Raw genomic sequence first — 16649 nt, forward strand, 5'->3', positions numbered from 1 at the left:
GCGCACGATACCAAGAAGCAGAAATTTAGGCAGGTTTGTCTTGCGAAGCGTCATCAGAGGTAACAACCGAGGGTATTGTTACAAAAACTGCAACAGTTAATTGCGAAATGGAATCAGTGAAACCTTTAGTAACACATCTATGATGGCAGAACCCGTGGAAAAGATGGCTGAAAAAATCTGGGTATCTCCCGCTTAGCGTGCGCTTTTTGTATGCAGCATGACCAGAGACCAAATGCCACAGCCTCGCGTGAGCTCTCGTTCGTCCCGGTCGTCGCCCGATCTGGATGTAAAACCGTGCACTGATCTCGAAGTACCCACCCTGGACGCAGCTGATATTGCATGCCCGCCAGCGGTACTTCGCAGGAGTCCCAATGTCTGAAAAACCCTCCAAAGGCCTGACCCGGCGCCAGCTTCTGGTCTCCTCGGCCACCTCGATCGCCGTGGGAGCCGCCGCCAGCGCCAAGGCGGCGACCCTGAGCGGTCTGCCCCAATGGGTGCCTTTCGACCACAACGGCCCGATGCATTACGACACGCCAGGCTGGCAGTTCTTCACGGCTGACGAGGCCCGTGAAGTGGAAGCCATCGTTGAACGGCTGATCCCGGCGGATGACCTGAGCGTCAGCGGCAAGGACGCCGGTTGCGCGGTGTTCATCGACCGCCAACTGGCGGGCGAATATGGCACTTTCGACCGTCTGTACATGCAAGGCCCGTTCGCGAAAGGCACGCCCATGCAGGGCGATCAATCCCCTCTGGTGCCTCAACAGCGCTACCGCCTCGGGCTGGCCGGACTGTCCGCTTACTGTCAGAAGCAGTTTCAGCAAGCCTTCAGCGCTCTGGGCGCCGAGGACAAGGACAAGGTCCTGACCGATCTGGAAAAAGGGGCGATCACCCTTGATGGCATCGACGCCAGACTGTTCTTCCAGCAGGTGCTGGGCAATACGATGGAAGGCTTTTTCGCCGACCCGATCTATGGCGGCAACCGCGACATGGTGTCGTGGAAAATGATCGGTTTCCCCGGCGCGCGTTATGACTACCGCGACTACATCGCGCTGCATAACCAGAAGCTTGACCTCGTCCCGATCTCCATCATCGGCAGCTCCGCCTGGAACTAAAAGGGTTAATTCGACATGGCCAAAAAACTACCTTCCACCGACGTCGTGGTTGTCGGACTCGGCTGGGCCGGTTCCATCATCGCCAACGAACTGGCCGATGAAGGGCTGAGCGTTATCGGCTTCGAACGCGGCCCCTGGCGCGACACCGCCAGTGACTTCAATATCGCTTCGGCCACTGACGAGCTGCGCTATTCGCGCCGTCAGGAGTTGATGCTGCGCACTAAGCAAAACACCACCACGATTCGCAATAGCGTGACCGAAACAGCCCTGCCCATGCGCGCCTGGGGCTCTTTCCACCCCGGCAACGGCACCGGCGGCGCGGGCAATCACTGGGCGGGCATCACGTTTCGCTTTCAGCCCCACGAATTTCGCCTGCACAGCCACCTGACCGAACGTTACGGCAAAGAACTGTCCCCGGAACTGACCCTGCAAGACTGGGGCACCGACTGGGAAGAGATGGAGCCGTTCTACACCAAGTTTGACCGGCTGGCGGGCGTGTCCGGCAAGGCCGGCAACATCAAGGGCGTGATCCAGGAAGGCGGCAACACCTTCGAAGGCCCACGCTCGGAGGAATACCCGAACCCGCCCACCGCGCAGACCTACGCGCCGATGCTGTTCGCGGACGCCGCGCGTAACCTGGGCTACAAGCCGTTCCCGGTGCCATCGGCGCTGGTTTCCCGGGCTTACACCAACTCCCTTGGCGTGACCATGGGCGCCTGTACTTTCTGTGGTTTCTGCACCAACTACGGCTGCGCCAACTATTCCAAGGCGAGCGCGATCACCACGGTACTGCCGGTACTGATCCGCAAGCCGAACTTCACCGCCAAGACCAACTGCGAAGTACTGCGCGTCACGATGGACAGCACCGGCAAACGGGCTACCGGAATCATCTTCATGGATGCCAACGGCGATGAGTTCGAGCAACCGGCTGATCTGGTGGTGATCAGCGCGTTCATCTTCGAAAACGTGCGCCTGATGCTGTTGTCCGGCGTGGGCCAGCCTTACGATCCGGTCACCAACACGGGCACCACGGGTCGCAACTATGCGTACCAGACGGCCAACAACGTGCGCATGTTCTTCGACGACAAAAACTTCAACCCTTTCATTGGTGGCGGGGCCATCGGCATGGGTATCGACGAGTTCAACAACGACAACTTCGACCATTCCGGTCTGGGGTTTGTCGGCGGCGGCAGCACCCGGGTCACTCCCATTGGCGCAGCGCCCATCGACTCGCGCCCCTTGCCGCCAGGCACTCCGGCCTGGGGTTCGAAGTGGAAGCAGGCGACCGTCAAGAACTACGCCAACACCATGTCCATCGGTTGCGAAGCCAGCAGCTATTCCACACGCACCAACTACTTGTCGCTGGACCCGACCTACAAGGATCCACTGGGACGTCCGCTGTTGCGCATCACCTTCGATTTCCCGGAGAACGACCGCAAGATGGCCGCGTACGTGACCGGCAAGGTCGAGGAAATCGCCAAGAGCATGAACCCCGTGCAAACGGTATCCAGCGCCCAGACCGGTCACTGGAACAGTGCGCCGTATCAGTCTTCGCACATCGTCGGCGGCTTCATCATGGGCGCCGATCCGAAGACCAGTTCGGTGAACAAATACCTGCAAGTGTGGGACGTGCCGAATCTGTTTGTGGTGGGCTCTTCCGCCTTTCCGCAGAACCCCGGCTACAACCCTACGGGCACCGTCGCGGCACTGGCGTTCAAGGCGGCCGATGCGATTCGCACCCGTTATCTGAAGCGCCCTGGGGAGATGATTACCGTATGAAGACTCTTCTTTCGGTATGCGCCGGCGTGCTGGGCCTGGCCCTGAACGTCGCACAGGGTGCCACCGGTGCCGACTCCTACAATCTGGTGGAAAAAGGTCGCTACCTGACCACCTTGGGCGACTGCACGGCGTGCCACACACTGCCCGGCAAACCGGCGTTTTCCGGGGGCGTCGTGCTCGACACGCCTTTCGGCAAACTGCTGGGTGCCAACATCACCCCTGACCCTGTCACCGGGATCGGCCGCTGGCGCTTCGAAGACTTCCAGAACGCCATGTCCAAAGGCCACGGCCTCGATGGCAAGCGCTTGTACGGGGCCATGCCGTACACCGCCTACACGAAGGTGCTGCGTGAGGACAATCAGGCGATCTGGGCTTATCTGCAAACCCTCGATCCGGTGGAGAACAAGGTCGAAACCAACCAGCTCCCCTTCCCGTTCAACGTGCGCACCAGCCTGTTGGGCTGGAACCTGTTGAACTTCCAGGAGGGCGAATTCAAGCATGATCCGAAGAAGTCCGAACAATGGAACCGGGGGGCTTATCTGGTTCAGGGCCTGGGTCACTGCGGCACCTGTCATACGCCGAAAAGCCTGACCGGCGGCGACAAGAACGACCAGTTCCTGGGCGGTGCCAACCTGCAGAACTGGGTAGCGCCGAACATTACCGCCGACGCCCACAGTGGCATTGGCAGTTGGTCCGAGGACGACATCGTCAAGTACCTGAAAACCGGTGCCAACCGTTTCGACATCGCGTCCGGCCCCATGGCCGAGGAAGTCGAACATTCGTCCCAGCACTGGAAAGACGAGGACTTGATGGCCGTGGCGGTTTTCCTCAAGGACGGCAGCCCACCCACGGACACGCCCAAAGCCTTGGCAGCCACTGACAGCGCTATGGTCGCGGGCAAGGCGATCTACGCCGATCGTTGTTCGGCGTGTCACGTCGGCAATGGTGAAGGTGTCGAGCATCTGTTCCCGAAACTCGCCATGGCGCCGCTGGTCAACGGCGCCGATGCGTCGTCAATGATTCGCGTGGTGCTGGCCGGCAGCCGGGCCGGTGCAACCGATGCAGCGCCCACCGCACCGGCCATGCCTTCCCTGGGCTGGGCGCTGTCTGACGACAATGTCGCCAACGTCCTGACCTACGTGCGCAACAGTTGGGGCAACGCAGCACCTGCCGTCTCCAGCGCGGACGTAAAGACGGTGCGCGAGCAATTGCAGCCTAAGTAAATGCGATGCAATAAAAAATGCCCGGCCTTGTGATGAGGTCGGGCATTTTTTATGAGGTCATTTTCAGATCGGGACAGCGGCCGCACCGTATTCATCGTGGGACCGGATGTATCCGGGAAGGCGTCGGTCCGGACAGGTTACGCCTGATCCTCCGGTGCCGGTCGCCGCGCCTCCATGATCCTGGGCATATTGCCTTCAATCCAGCTCGCCAAGATGTCGACCTGCAACGCCACCTCCTCCCCCAAGGGGCTCAATCGGTACTGCACATGAGGCGGTACCACGGGCAGCGCCTTGCGCTCGACAAACCCATCGTGCTCCAGATTCTGCAACGTCTGGGACAGCATCTTCTCGCTGACACCGCCTATCTTGCGGCGCAGTTCGCTGAAACGGTGCATGCCGCCACGCAGCACAACCAGCACCAGTACACCCCACCGACTGCACACGTGACTGAGGATGATTCTGGAGGGGCAATCGACGGCCATCAATTCCCCTGGACGAGCCTGTATCAAGGTCGAAATAAGCGGGGAACGGGTTTCTGCAGGTTGCGTCATGACACTTACCTTTTCGTACGTACTTACGGAAGGTTAGCATGATGCTTATGCTTGGGTTCCTTTAAATGCCACGCAAGGAAATCCGCCATGTACGTCGTCACAGGTGCAACCGGCCAACTCGGCCGCCTCGTCATTGAACGGTTACTCAAGATCGTACCCGCCTCGCAGATCGTCGCGGCGGTGCGCAGCCCGGAAAAAGCCGCGGACCTGATCGCGCTGGGCGTGCACGTCCGTCACGCTGATTACTCCAGACCCGAGACCCTGGACAGCGCCTTCAAGGGCGCTGAAAAACTATTACTGATTTCCTCCAGTGAGGTGGGCCAGCGGGCCAGGCAACATCAGGCCGTCATTGATGCCGCCAAGCGTGGTGCAGTCCAACTGCTGGCCTATACCAGTGTGCTGCATGCCGACACATCGCCCCTAAGCCTGGCCGAAGAACATCGTCAGACCGAAGCGGCACTGAAAGACTCCGGCCTGCCCTTTGTGCTGTTGCGCAACGGCTGGTACACGGAGAACTACACCGCCAGCATCCCCGCCGCGCTGGCCCATGGCGCTGTGCTGGGCTGTGCAGGTGATGGTCGTATCAGTTCAGCGCCACGCGCCGATTATGCGGACGCTGCCGTGGCGGTATTGACCACGCAGGAGCCTCAGGCGGGTCGGACCTACGAACTGGCTGGCGACGACGCCTACACATTGACCGAATTTGCCGCCGAACTGTCCAGGCAAACCGGTCAGGCCGTTGGCTACGTTGACTTGCCCCAGGCCGATTTCGAAGCGGCGCTGGTTGAAGCGGGCCTGCCGGGCTTCGTCGCCACTCTGTTGGCCGATTCAGATGCGGGCGCGTCCAAGGGCGCGCTGTTCGACGACGGGCATCAACTCAGCGGGCTGCTGGGTCGCACCAGCGTCACGCTGGCGCAAACCATCGCCGCCGCGCTCAAGAACTGACTTCTACCCCGCTCACTTCACACCTCGCGGTAGACGACATCATCAAACCGAATGATTTGTGGCAACAGTGGTCCTAGCTACACGAACAGAGCATTACGCACTGAGCCGTTAGCAAAAATCGGGAACTACTTTATGAACTGCAAATCATTCGTCGCGTGTCTGGCTATCCTTGGCTGCGTTTCTGTCAACAGCCTTTCGGTTCAGGCCCAGGAAAAGCCTGAACCGAAAGTTGAAGAGTCCAGGGACAACATGCGGGATCTGGAACTGGGTTCCCGTGCGCCCGCTAAATTTCAGCGGCCTGAAGCCGGCTTGAAAGACTGGAGCAAGCGCGGCCTGAAAGCCCCTTCCAAAGAAGCCCAATGGGTGAAGATCAATAACAAGTACGTAATGGTGCAGACCACCAACGGCCAGATCACCGAGATCGTGCCGGCCAGAAAATAATCTGAGTTCGCGCGAGGCACGCCCTTGAATCGTCGTCTGGTCGTATGTTTCATCGCCGGAATTGACGCCTTCGCGGGCAAGCCTCACGCCAATGGGTGTTAAAGAAAAATCCCCCCCGACGCCTCGATACGCTGCCCGTTAATCCACTTGCCTCCCTCGCCCAGCAACATACTGATGGCTGCGCCGATGTCGTCCGCCTCGCCCACACGTCCCAATGCGGTGCTAGAGGCCACCTGCTGGTTGACTTCAGCGTTGTCACGCACGGTCCCGCCGCCAAAATCCGTGACGATAGCACCCGGTGCGAGCACGTTGACGTTGATGCCCCGTGGACCGAGTTCCTTGGCCAGGTAACGCGTCCAGACTTCAATGGCACCTTTCATCGAGGCATAGGCTGCGTAACCGGGCAGGCTGAAGCGCGCAAGACCGCTGGAAACGTTGACGATACGCCCGCCGTCAGCCAGCAGCGGCAGCAGCTTCTGGGTCAGAAAAAACGGGCCTTTGAAGTGAATATCCACCAATTGATCGAACTGCGCTTCGGTGGTGTCGGCAATGCTGCTGTAAATGCCGACGCCTGCATTGTTGACCAGAAAATCGAACTGCCCGACCTGGAATTCATTCTCAAGCACCTGAGCCACCTGCGCGCTGAAAGCCTCGAAGCGGCTGCTGTCGCTGACATCCAGTTGCAGCATGTGAGCCCGACCACCAAGGGCCTCGATCTCGGCGACTACCGCCTGAGCGTCGGCCTGCTTGCTGTGGTAGGTGCCGATGACGTCAACACCTTGGGCCGCCAGATGCAACGCCGTGCTTTTGCCAAGGCCGCGGCTGGCCCCTGTGATCAACGCGATTTTTTTGCTCATGGTGATGTCCTCGATGGGAGTGGTCAGGGAGTGAAGACGAGTCTATTGTTCGCTCCATCTGCGATAAACAACCAGTAATCGAAATAACCAGTCGCTTCAACCGAACAATCCTTTGAGGCTGAGCCATGAACAAGCTGGAGCTGTTACGAACCTTTGTGCGGGTGGCTGAACTGTCGAGCTTCACACAGGCCAGCGAGGCCCTTGGCCTGCCCCGCTCGACAGTGTCCGAGCAGGTGCAGTCCCTGGAAAACCTGCTCGGCACTCGCCTGTTATCCCGCACCACGCGCCGGGTTCACGCCACCCCCGATGGCCAAGTGTTATATGAGCGTAGCAAAGACATGCTGGCCCAGATGGACGAACTGGAGGGGCTGTTTCGCAGCCAGGCAATGCTCAGCGGCCGCTTGCGCGTCGATATGCCCACCGCCATGGCGCACAACATTCTCCTGCCGCGCCTGAATGAATTCCTTGGCGAACATACGGGCATCGATCTGGAAATCAGCAGCACGGATCGCCGGGTGGATCTGGTTCGTGAAGGCTTCGACTGTGTGCTGCGCATCGGCGAACTGGCGGACTCCCATCTGGTGGCCCGCAACCTCGGTGATCTGGCCATGGTCAATTGCGTCGGTGCCGGGTACGCCCGGCAGCATGGCGTGCCTTCCAGGCTGGCGGATTTGCAACAGCATCGGCTGATCAACTACGTGACGGCATTTGGCTCACACACGGCATTCTTCGAATATCAGGAGCAGGATAAAACCCGCACCCTGGCCATGCCCCACAGCGTAACGGTCAACAACGTGCAAGCCTATGAAGCCGCCTGTCTGGGTGATCTGGGCATCGTCCAGTCGCCGCGCATGGGTATGCGCAAGCATCTGCTGAGCGGCGCCCTGATTGAAATCCTGCCGGATTTTCGCCCTGCGCCCATGAAAATTTCCCTGATCTACGCCCATCGACGCCACTTGCCGGAACGCTGTCGAGTGTTCATGGACTGGTTCCAGGGGTTGATCGAAGAGCACAATGCGCCTTGAGAGCCATTTGATTGCCTACGCGTTGATTGGCAGGCCAGGCCGCAGATAGGCTAACCTCAGGTCCTGACACGCAAGGCATGGGAGAACCGGCATGCACCCGCACAACGCCAAACACCTGAGCGAACCGTTTTTCTGGCGCGATGCACGCTTGCCTTTTATTGAGGCGCGTTCCGTGGGCGATGGACGCAAGTTGTGCTACGCCAAGCATTCCCATGAGTGTTTTTCCATCGGTGCGATCACCGCCGGGCAGAGTACGTACCTGCATGAAAAGAGCAGCCAGACCGTACAGCGTGGCACGGTAGTGCTGATGAATCCCGGCGACGTGCATGCCTGTAATCCCATTGCCGACCAGCACTGGTCCTACGTGATGCTGTACGTGGATGTGCAGTGGCTGCGCGGCATTCAACATGACATGGGGCTGGACACCCGTCTTGACTTCCAGCCTGTGGCCCAGACCCACAGTACCTGCGCCGACCTGTTCAACGGCCTGACTGAGTTGTATGCCACCTTGATCGGCACCCAGACCGAAGTCCTGGACAAGCAGTGTGCAGCGGTTTCATTTTTCACCCGCATGCAGCAGACGCTTGGCAGCGCCACCCAGCGTGTCGAGCAGCCGCTGGATCGCGCGGAGCGGGCCGAGCAATACATCAACGACAACTTCACGGCGGCCATCAGCCTCGAGGACATTTGCAGCGCTGCGAATATTTCGGCGTCGTACCTGATCCGCTCCTTCGAGCGGCGTTACCACATGACGCCCCATGCCTATCTGGTCAATCGACGCATCCAGCATGCCCGCACGCAGCTCAAGAGCGGTCGGGTCATCGCAGACGTGGCCCAGGAGACCGGCTTTGCCGACCAGGCGCATTTTCATCGAGCGTTCAAAAAGCACCTGGCAGCGACGCCGGGCCAGTACAAGCTTTAATACACCATCAGGTACACCGCACAGCCCACCAACAGCAATGCCATGCAGCGATTGAACCAGCGAATCCCCAACGCACTGCTCAAAAAATGACGCAGGAATGTCCCGGCAAACGCCCAACTTGCCAGCGACAGGTAACAAATCACAAAGTAGATAGCTGCAAACTGCCAGATCAGCCGCGCCTCACCGCTGGCGGCGAACGCGCCCATGCCCGCGATGCAGGCCAGCCAGGCTTTGGGATTGAGCCACTGCATGACCGCGCCGTAAAGCATCGAAGGCCGAGCACTGGCCTCATCCACATCAAGGTGCCCGTTGTCTCGGGCCAGTTTCCAGGCCATGTACAGCAGAAACGCCACGCCCGCCCACTTGATACCCAACGTCAGGAACGGCCACTGGGTCAGCACTTCATGCAGGCCAAATCCGGTCAGCACCAGTAACAGCGTGAAGCCCAGCGTCGCACCGGTCACATGCTGTAACGCGGGGGCCAGGCCAAATCGGGCGCCTGAACTCAAGGCCACGATATTGACCGGTCCTGGCGTGATTGACGACGCCAGCGCAAAGGCTGCCATGGAAATAAATACACTCATCTGAACACCCTGACTGAGATCGGAAATGAGTCAGTCAAGGTAAGGACACGCAACAACGCCGTATTGAAGAAAATTACCCAACAGCTGCGCCGTGATTTTTAAACGCACAAGCGCAATGGAAACTGACCGCGGTTGCGTCGATAGGGCAGAATTGCGGGCATTGTTTTTCCGGAGCCGAGTCGTTCAATGATCACACGCCCTCAGAAGCCGTCCCTTTGGGCGCTGTTATTCGCCATTCGCGGCACCATCGTGCCGGCGATATGGCCCAAAGTGCTGTTCACCGTGCTTATCAGTTCGGCCGTGGTCGCCACCCATGGCAGGCTGTTCGACTACAAAGTGGTGTTGACCGCCACGCCGTTCACCCTGTGGGGCCTGACGCTGGCGATCTTCCTCGGTTTTCGCAACACCGTGGCTTATCAGCGCTTCTGGGAGGCGCGCACGCTGTGGTCCGAGCTGACCACCGTGACTCGCAACCTGACCCGGCAAAGCCTGAGCCTGATGCCCAACCTGCCCCCCGCAGAGCGACGCGCCCTGCTCGATACTTTGGTCGCGTTCAGTTATCTGCTCAAGGACCGGTTACGCGGGCAACGACCCAGTGAAGATACGCGGCGACTGCTTGCGCCGGGACTGCAACGAGCCGTGTTCGACAAGGAGAACCCGCCCAGCGTGCTATTGGGCCTGATCGGGCAACAGCTCATGGAGCAAGCACGACAAAACAACGTCGGCGACCCGTTGAAGGCCGACATGGATCAGCAACTGAGTCGTTTGTCGTACGTGCTGGGCGGGTGTGAACGGATCAGCAACACCCCGATCCCCTACCCTTACATTCTGATGCTGCACCGGATCGTGCATGTCTATTGTTTTCTGCTGCCGTTCTGCCTGGTGGACAGCATCGGTTGGTTCACGCCTTTCGCGGTGCTGGTATTGGCTTATACTTTTTTCGGTCTGGACGCGTTGGGCGACCAGATCGCCGACCCGTTCGACACGCAACCCAATGATTTGCCCTTGAACGCACTGTGCCGCAATATCGAGATCTCAGTGCTGGATATGCTCGACGAGCCCGCACCGCCGCGACTGGAACCTGTCAATGATGTACAGCTGTAGCTCATCCCTGGGGTATGCCCCGGAAACCTTTCCTTGCCGAGCACACCCATGAACAGCTTTGAGCAATCGATTATCGAGGCCGCGCAGGACGCCACGCCCAACAACACTGAAGCAGAAAGGACCGAAGCCAAAGCCGCCGCCATTGAGGCCGTGGCGCATGTCATGGCGACAACTTCAGGTCTGCAACGTACCTTGGCACTGGCAGCGCTGCTGGACTCTTATTCCGAGCAGGAAGACGAGTAATTCAGCCGTATTTGTGGGTTGTCGGCAGACATACAAAGCTGTATCGCGCACTATGTCGGCCAACTGTCTCGCCCTCGCAATCACTCTTTATCTGGACGCAACATGACTCCCAACGCTGAACAGTACAACCCGGCCACCGAATACGCTGACAAACTGATTACCCGCATTGGCCAGACGCCATCGTGGATTGCCAAACGTATCGGCGTGACCGAAAAGCGCATGCGCTACATCCTTGAAGGCGAACGCACCGTCAAGGGCGAGACCACGCCTATCCAGATGACCTATACCGAGCAGTTCGCGCTGGAATGTCTGGCGGCCGAAGCCAAGGCACGCAACAAATAAGCAGTGCACCTTTTTTTAGCCCCTTCGCCGGCAGGTCCCAGCGCTGGGCGGCTATTCAGTGAAAAGCTGAACCTTTTGTCCCGGTACACAACATAAAACTGAACGATTGACGCTAAAAGGCTTCCGACCTCCATAGCGTTCCTATTTGTTCGCTGTTTATTCGGGGCAACACCATGTCAATCGAGAGCAATTCACTCTTGCTTCAATCACTGATCGCTCAGCTTTCCCGCGTGGATCACAGCTCATCCGTCGCGCTGCAAGGGGATGCAGACGAAAACCTGTTGGGCCTCAGGGACTTGTTCGAACTGGATATGATTTCTGGCAATTTCGTTTACGGCCTCCACAGCGATCCGTTGGGTTTGCTGTTTCTCTCCGCTGATCAAATCCTGCTGACCAAACGAGGCGCCCTGTTCGAATAGCGCTGGCTATGCGCCCCGTTTAATCCCGCGCTTGTGACAGAGGTCTGGCCACATGTTCAAGGGGCTTGCGTTCGGCAGCCACGCCCCAGATCCCTTGAACGATGCCTGCAATCATCATCAGCCCCGCGCCAATCAGATAGCCGATCAGCACGTTGCTGCGATCATGGGTCTGGATCAGGTACCCGAAAAGGGTTGGCCCGATGATCCCGCCCAGCCCCGTCCCGAAGGCATAGAACACGGCAATCGCCAACGCGCGAATCTCCAGCGGAAAGGTCTCGGCGACCGTCAGGTACGCCGAACTGGCCGCCGCTGAAGCGAAGAAGAAAATCACCATCCAGGCGACGGCCTGCTGAGTCACATCCAGAATACCTTGCGCAAATAACCAGCCGCAGATGGCCAGCAGCACACCTGAAATCCCGTACGTCAGACTGATCATCACACGTCGCCCGATGACATCAAACAAGCGCCCCAGCAGCAGCGGTCCGCAAAAATTGCCCAACGCCAATGGCAGCACGTACCAGCCGACCTGCTCGGCCGGAACCCCGTAGAAATCCGTCAGCACCAGCGCGTAGGTGAAGAAAATCGCGTTATAGAAGAACGCCTGAGCGGTTAACAGGGTCATGCCCACCAGCGCCCGCTGGCGAAAGGCGATGAACAAGGTCTGGAATATCTCCGTCAACGGCGTGTGACTCCTGGCATGCAGGCGCAGTGGCTTGCCTTGCACGGCAGGCAGCCGATGGCCTTGTTCGATCATTTGGCGCTCGATCTGCTCGACAATGCGTCGCGCTTCCCCCGCCTGATCGTGAATCAACAACCAGCGCGGGCTTTCCGGTAGCCACAGGCGCATGAACAGAATAATCAGGCCCAGTGCCGCACCGATGCCAAAGCACAACCGCCAGCCCAGATCGCCGCCCACCCACTGCGGGTCCAGCAAGACGATAGAACCTGCCGCCCCCAATGCCGCGCCCAGCCAGAACGTACCGTTGATGGTCAGGTCCACCCAACCACGGTATCGGGCGGGTGTGAACTCCTGGATCGTCGAATTGATCGCGGTGTACTCGCCACCAATGCCCATGCCGGTGAGGAAGCGAAACAGCAGAAAGCTCTCCACGCTCCAGGAGAACGCTGTAGCCGCCGTGGCGCCGACATACAGCAGCAAGGTGGCGAAGAACAACTTGCGGCGGCCAAGGCGATCGGTCAGCCAGCCAAAGAACAAGGCACCCAGCACCGCCCCCGCAATGTAAACGCCGCCGGCAAGGCCAATGTCGCTGTTGGACATTTGCAACACCTGACTGGCCTTGAGCGCGCCCGACACCGACCCGGCCAACGTGACCTCCAGGCCGTCAAGCAGCCAGGTAATGCCCAGCGCCAACACCAGCAAGGTGTGGAAACGCCCCCATGGCAGACGATCCAGACGCGCCGGAAGATCCGTTTCGAAAACCACGCCCCTTTGCTGTTCACTGCCTGCGCCAGTTGATGTCTCGACGGTCAAAGGACTCCCCCTGCTCACGGATGCCGCATGTGCTTTCAGGGTTGTGAGTCACAGTCGGCGGCGGAGTTCAGCGGCCACGGCCTCAGCCTTCGACGGTCAATACCACCTTGCCCTCCACATGGGACCTTTCCAGATAATCCTGAGCCTGCGCCGCGTTCTTCAACGGGAAGGTCACACTGAGTTTCACGTCAACCAGCTCGCCCTGCATCAAATGCGCGATTTCTTCAAGCTGCCGGCCACTGGGTTCGACCAGAAAGAAACGGCTGTTTTTGCCATAGGCATCCGGTCGGTCTCGAGCGGGCGGGCTCAGGGTCGAAACCAGGGTGCCGCCGGGTCGCAGCACTGCCCAGGCGCGCTGCTGCATGTCCCCGGACACAAGGTTGATCACCAGATCCATGTCGTGGCAGACATCTTCAAAACGTTCGTGGGCGTAATCAATGACGCGGTCGGCGCCCAGGGAGGTGATGAACTGCCGGGTTTTTTCCGACCCCGTGGCAAACACCATCGCGCCCTTGGCTGCCGCAAACTGCACGGCAAAGTGGCCAACGCCACCGCTGGCGCCCTGGATCAATACGCGCTGCCCCGCCTCCAGATGGCCGTGATCAAACAATGCCTGCCATGCCGTCTGGGCCGCCAGCGGTACAGCGGCTGCACGGATGAGGTCGAGGTTTTCCGGGACTTTCGCCAAGTGGTCGGCCTTGATGACCGCATAATCCGCATAACAGGCGTCACCGCCGACCATCCCGAAAACCCGGTCGCCTTTGACAAAACTTCCGACGCCGCTGCCCACCTGCTCGACGACGCCGGAAAAATCCCGTCCCAGAGTAATGGGCAGCATGTCGCGGGTGACCGGGGGGAATTCCCCTTGTCGAATCTTGTAGTCAACGGGATTAACACTGGCGGCGGCAATTCTCACCAGCACTTCGCCCACCTGCGGGTGGGGTATTTCAATAGACTCGAGTTGCAGCACACCCGAATCACCAAACCGGTGAATCCTGATCGCTTTCATGGTTGCCATGGCGCTGCCTCCTGACAGAGTTTTTAGGTAATGGGGCTCACTGACGTAAGGCAGGGGTCAGCTTAGTTGGCCGCGCATCAGGCCAAAGTACGTGAGAAGCGCCGCTGGCAGACTTATTCAACATCACCCTGCTAACCAGCATGACCCACCCCAAAAGACCTTAAAATTGGCAATACTCCACCAACAACATGCGAAAATAACCGTTTTTAACAATCATTTCTAAATGTAACAGACCTTTAGATGGCCTTTGGCTATTTCGCTTTTGCAACGCGCGTTGCGGTAGGTCGAGGCTTTGAGGTGTCTGTGAAGGCCACTTCGGTGATCCTGATGCTGGTCAGTTGGAATGAACCGGTTTGGCACCCGACCCTCCAACCTTCTGTATCACCTGTCAGCCAACCCACAGATGAGGTGCACCATGGCCGGGTCACGCCCAGAAAATCCAGATGTCGATGTCGACGAGGTGAAGTTTCCGGAAACCCTTCCGGACCCGGTTGCCGAGGAAGAAGACCCCGAAGCCGGTTTCGAGCCAGGGACCGAATTGCTTCCGGAAAAAGGCGATTTTCACGGCATTGGCAAACTGCAATAAATGATCGGACTTGCACGATGAACCCGTTGCTGATCGCAGGCTTGCCTCCCTTGGGGGCAAGCCTGCGCCAGGCATTAACTTTGGGTCCATTCCACATCGGTAACACCGAAATGTTCGGCATAAGGCTTGGACACACGTGCAACTTTTTCCAGCCGATATTTAGGGATGCGAGCAATGCCAGCATCAACACTTGCGTGATGCCAGGCCTCGGCGTTGTCCATCCGCTCAGCACTGATATAGAAAGATTTGAAGGTGCCGTTCAACAGGTAATCAATTCGGTAGTGTTTGTATTGGGACATCCAGGCAGGGCCTCGTACTGATTGCTTAGAGCAATAGATGACCTTTGGCCCGGGAGAAAAATTCAGTCTGATTTTGACCAAATGATCAATTCGCTCCGCTGAGGCCACCGGTTCAGTACGGCGCACAGCCAATGGCTTATGCCCCCTCAGCGAATCCCCAATCGCCGGGCCAGGCGACTGAGATTGGCGCGGTCGAGTCCCATCTCCCGCGCAACGTCAACCCATTTACCCTGATGCCGGATCAATGCTTCGTCGATCAACCGGCGCTGGAAGGCATCCACCGAATCCTTGAGAGTGCTCCCCGTCATGACTTCCGACTGCACGGCATTGGTTGAAGAATGGCTGACGACGATTTCGTCCACCAGACCCAAGGCTGCGGCGTCAACGGTAAGGATGCGTGGACGCTCTTTATGGGCGGAAAGGGATTTGAGCACTGCGCGGCTGATCAGGTGTTCAAGCTCACGAACGTTTCCCGGCCAGCTGTAGCTGACCAGCAGCTTTTGAGCCTCGACATTCAGCCGCAGGCTGCGCAGCCCCATGCGCGCCCGATTTTCCTCGAGAAAAAATCCGGCAAGAAGCAATACATCGCGGCCGCGCTCGCGGAGCGGCGGCACCCGTAACGGGTAGACGCTGAGGCGGTGGTACAGGTCCGCCCGAAAGCGACCGGTACGAACTTCTTCGGCCAGGTCACGGTTGGTCGCCGCGATCACTCGCACGTCCACATGATGCTCCTGGTCCGATCCGACCCGCTGCAGTTGGCCGCTTTGCAGCACCCGCAGCAACTTGGACTGGACGGGCAGCGGCAACTCCCCGACTTCATCGAGAAATATGGTGCCGCCATCGGCCAGTTCGAATTTACCGCTGCGCCCGTTAACAGCCCCGGAGAAAGCGCCTCTGACGTGGCCGAACAGCTCACTTTCCACCAGCATTTCCGGCAGCGCGGCGCAGTTGAGGCTGATCAGCGGTTTCTGGGCGCGAGGTGAATTCAGGTGAATCGCCTCGGCCACCAGTTCCTTGCCCACCCCGGTTTCCCCAGTGATCAACACGGACAAGGCGCTGTTACCCACCAGTTGTATCTCGTTTTGCATTTGTTTATGAACGGCGCTCTGCCCGATCAACTCCCGTGGGCTGCGGCCGCCAGCGGCGCGTTTATAAACTTCGGCCAACTGCCGCTGGTCTTCAAAGCCACGGGCCAACTGCTGGATTCGCTCACTGGCCATGACGGTCGCGGCGGCCAGACTGGCAAACGCTTGCAGGTTCTCCAGATCCACACTGCCAAACCGCGAGGGGTCCAGGGAATCCAGGGTAATCAGCCCCCAGGGTTTGTCCTGGAAATACAGCGGACAACCCAGGCAGTCGTGGACTTGCAGATGACCCGGATGCCCTTCAACCAGACCGTCGTAGGGGTCCGGCAGCTCGCAGTCAGTGGAAAAACGCGTGGGGCCGGGGGTTTCCAGCAGCACTTTGAGGCGTGGGTGCTCTGCCACTTTGAAGCGTCGACCCAGGGTGTCCGCACTCAAACCCTGCACCGCCAGGGGAATCAGGACATCGTCTTCAAGCTTGAGCAACGCCACCGCGTCACACGGCAACATCTGCCGCAGCGCTTGCAGTAATCGGCGATAGCGCTCTTCGTCAGGCAGCTCCCGGCTCAAGTCAGCAACCAAAGGGACCAATGCCGTTAAAAGAGGATTTGTCATCACGATTCCA

General features: G+C 59.0%; 19 protein-coding genes. 12 read left to right on the plus strand and 7 right to left on the minus strand.

Annotated features, from left to right (window positions below):
* Positions 1 to 371: 371 nt before the first annotated feature.
* From ACP7B0_RS04730 to ACP7B0_RS04740, 3 genes are read left to right on the plus strand one after another with little or no spacing between them, the layout of a single operon-like run.
* Entirely contained in the window at positions 372 to 1112 is a 741-nt protein-coding gene (locus ACP7B0_RS04730) for a gluconate 2-dehydrogenase subunit 3 family protein (protein ID WP_426139768.1), read from the plus strand.
* 15 nt (positions 1113 to 1127) lie between these two features.
* Positions 1128 to 2891, plus strand: a complete 1764-nt coding sequence (locus ACP7B0_RS04735; RefSeq protein WP_426139769.1) for a GMC family oxidoreductase — start codon at positions 1128 to 1130, stop codon at positions 2889 to 2891.
* Positions 2888 to 4114: a c-type cytochrome gene (locus ACP7B0_RS04740; RefSeq protein ID WP_426139771.1), complete on the plus strand. Its 1227-nt coding sequence runs from the start codon at positions 2888 to 2890 to the stop codon at positions 4112 to 4114. The genes ACP7B0_RS04735 and ACP7B0_RS04740 overlap by 4 nt, the downstream gene beginning before the upstream one ends.
* 137 nt (positions 4115 to 4251) lie before the next feature.
* On the opposite strand, the gene ACP7B0_RS04745 is transcribed toward ACP7B0_RS04740, so the two are convergent.
* Positions 4252 to 4665 (minus strand): winged helix-turn-helix transcriptional regulator, encoded by a 414-nt coding sequence (locus ACP7B0_RS04745; protein WP_426139772.1) that lies wholly within the window; start codon positions 4663 to 4665, stop codon positions 4252 to 4254.
* 87 nt (positions 4666 to 4752) lie between these two features.
* Here ACP7B0_RS04745 and ACP7B0_RS04750 point away from each other — a divergent pair, with 87 nt between their 5' ends.
* Together ACP7B0_RS04750 and ACP7B0_RS04755 are read left to right on the plus strand one after the other, a co-directional pair.
* Complete coding sequence (locus ACP7B0_RS04750) at positions 4753 to 5610, plus strand: SDR family oxidoreductase (protein ID WP_426139773.1); 858 nt, start codon at positions 4753 to 4755, stop codon at positions 5608 to 5610.
* A 132-nt stretch (positions 5611 to 5742) separates the two neighbouring features.
* Positions 5743 to 6051 (plus strand): RcnB family protein, encoded by a 309-nt coding sequence (locus ACP7B0_RS04755; protein ID WP_426139775.1) that lies wholly within the window; start codon positions 5743 to 5745, stop codon positions 6049 to 6051.
* A gap of 98 nt (positions 6052 to 6149) precedes the next feature.
* On the opposite strand, the gene ACP7B0_RS04760 is transcribed toward ACP7B0_RS04755, so the two are convergent.
* A complete protein-coding gene (locus ACP7B0_RS04760) occupies positions 6150 to 6908 on the minus strand; it encodes an SDR family NAD(P)-dependent oxidoreductase (RefSeq protein ID WP_426139776.1) in 759 nt (252 codons plus the stop codon).
* A gap of 125 nt (positions 6909 to 7033) precedes the next feature.
* Here ACP7B0_RS04760 and ACP7B0_RS04765 point away from each other — a divergent pair, with 125 nt between their 5' ends.
* Positions 7034 to 7933, plus strand: coding sequence for a LysR substrate-binding domain-containing protein (locus tag ACP7B0_RS04765; protein WP_426139777.1), 900 nt, complete (start codon positions 7034 to 7036; stop codon positions 7931 to 7933).
* A 91-nt stretch (positions 7934 to 8024) separates the two neighbouring features.
* A complete protein-coding gene (locus tag ACP7B0_RS04770; protein ID WP_426139779.1) occupies positions 8025 to 8855 on the plus strand; it encodes an AraC family transcriptional regulator in 831 nt (276 codons plus the stop codon).
* On the opposite strand, the gene ACP7B0_RS04775 is transcribed toward ACP7B0_RS04770, so the two are convergent.
* Complete coding sequence (locus ACP7B0_RS04775) at positions 8852 to 9439, minus strand: LysE family translocator (protein ID WP_426139780.1); 588 nt, start codon at positions 9437 to 9439, stop codon at positions 8852 to 8854. The genes ACP7B0_RS04770 and ACP7B0_RS04775 overlap by 4 nt on opposite strands.
* 186 nt (positions 9440 to 9625) lie before the next feature.
* Between ACP7B0_RS04775 and ACP7B0_RS04780 the strand changes: the two genes are divergently transcribed.
* The 4 genes from ACP7B0_RS04780 (at position 9626) to ACP7B0_RS04795 (ending at position 11547) form a co-directional block, all read left to right on the plus strand.
* Positions 9626 to 10543, plus strand: coding sequence for a bestrophin family protein (locus ACP7B0_RS04780; RefSeq protein ID WP_426139782.1), 918 nt, complete (start codon positions 9626 to 9628; stop codon positions 10541 to 10543).
* Positions 10544 to 10591: 48 nt separating this feature from the next.
* Entirely contained in the window at positions 10592 to 10786 is a 195-nt protein-coding gene (locus ACP7B0_RS04785; protein WP_426139784.1) for a hypothetical protein, read from the plus strand.
* Positions 10787 to 10888: 102 nt separating this feature from the next.
* Positions 10889 to 11128 (plus strand): hypothetical protein, encoded by a 240-nt coding sequence (locus tag ACP7B0_RS04790; protein WP_426139785.1) that lies wholly within the window; start codon positions 10889 to 10891, stop codon positions 11126 to 11128.
* Between the two features lie 197 nt (positions 11129 to 11325).
* Positions 11326 to 11547, plus strand: coding sequence for a hypothetical protein (locus tag ACP7B0_RS04795; protein WP_426139786.1), 222 nt, complete (start codon positions 11326 to 11328; stop codon positions 11545 to 11547).
* Between the two features lie 19 nt (positions 11548 to 11566).
* Here ACP7B0_RS04795 and ACP7B0_RS04800 read toward each other — a convergent pair whose 3' ends face one another.
* Positions 11567 to 13039, minus strand: a complete 1473-nt coding sequence (locus tag ACP7B0_RS04800; protein ID WP_426139787.1) for an MFS transporter — start codon at positions 13037 to 13039, stop codon at positions 11567 to 11569.
* A gap of 82 nt (positions 13040 to 13121) precedes the next feature.
* Positions 13122 to 14057 carry an NADP-dependent oxidoreductase gene (locus tag ACP7B0_RS04805; RefSeq protein WP_426139789.1) on the minus strand — a complete coding sequence of 312 codons (936 nt, stop codon included), beginning with the start codon at positions 14055 to 14057 and terminating at the stop codon, positions 13122 to 13124.
* A gap of 415 nt (positions 14058 to 14472) precedes the next feature.
* Between ACP7B0_RS04805 and ACP7B0_RS04810 the strand changes: the two genes are divergently transcribed.
* Positions 14473 to 14643, plus strand: a complete 171-nt coding sequence (locus ACP7B0_RS04810) for a hypothetical protein (protein WP_426139790.1) — start codon at positions 14473 to 14475, stop codon at positions 14641 to 14643.
* A gap of 74 nt (positions 14644 to 14717) precedes the next feature.
* Here ACP7B0_RS04810 and ACP7B0_RS04815 read toward each other — a convergent pair whose 3' ends face one another.
* On the minus strand, positions 14718 to 14942 hold the full coding sequence (locus tag ACP7B0_RS04815) for a DUF6555 family protein (protein WP_426139791.1): 225 nt from the start codon (positions 14940 to 14942) through the stop codon (positions 14718 to 14720).
* Between the two features lie 146 nt (positions 14943 to 15088).
* Positions 15089 to 16642 (minus strand): nitric oxide reductase transcriptional regulator NorR, encoded by a 1554-nt coding sequence (gene norR / locus ACP7B0_RS04820; protein WP_426139793.1) that lies wholly within the window; start codon positions 16640 to 16642, stop codon positions 15089 to 15091.
* Between the last annotated feature and the right edge of the window lie 7 nt (positions 16643 to 16649).

This window comes from Pseudomonas sp. DWP3-1-2, from assembly GCF_049896285.1.
GTDB lineage: Bacteria > Pseudomonadota > Gammaproteobacteria > Pseudomonadales > Pseudomonadaceae > Aquipseudomonas.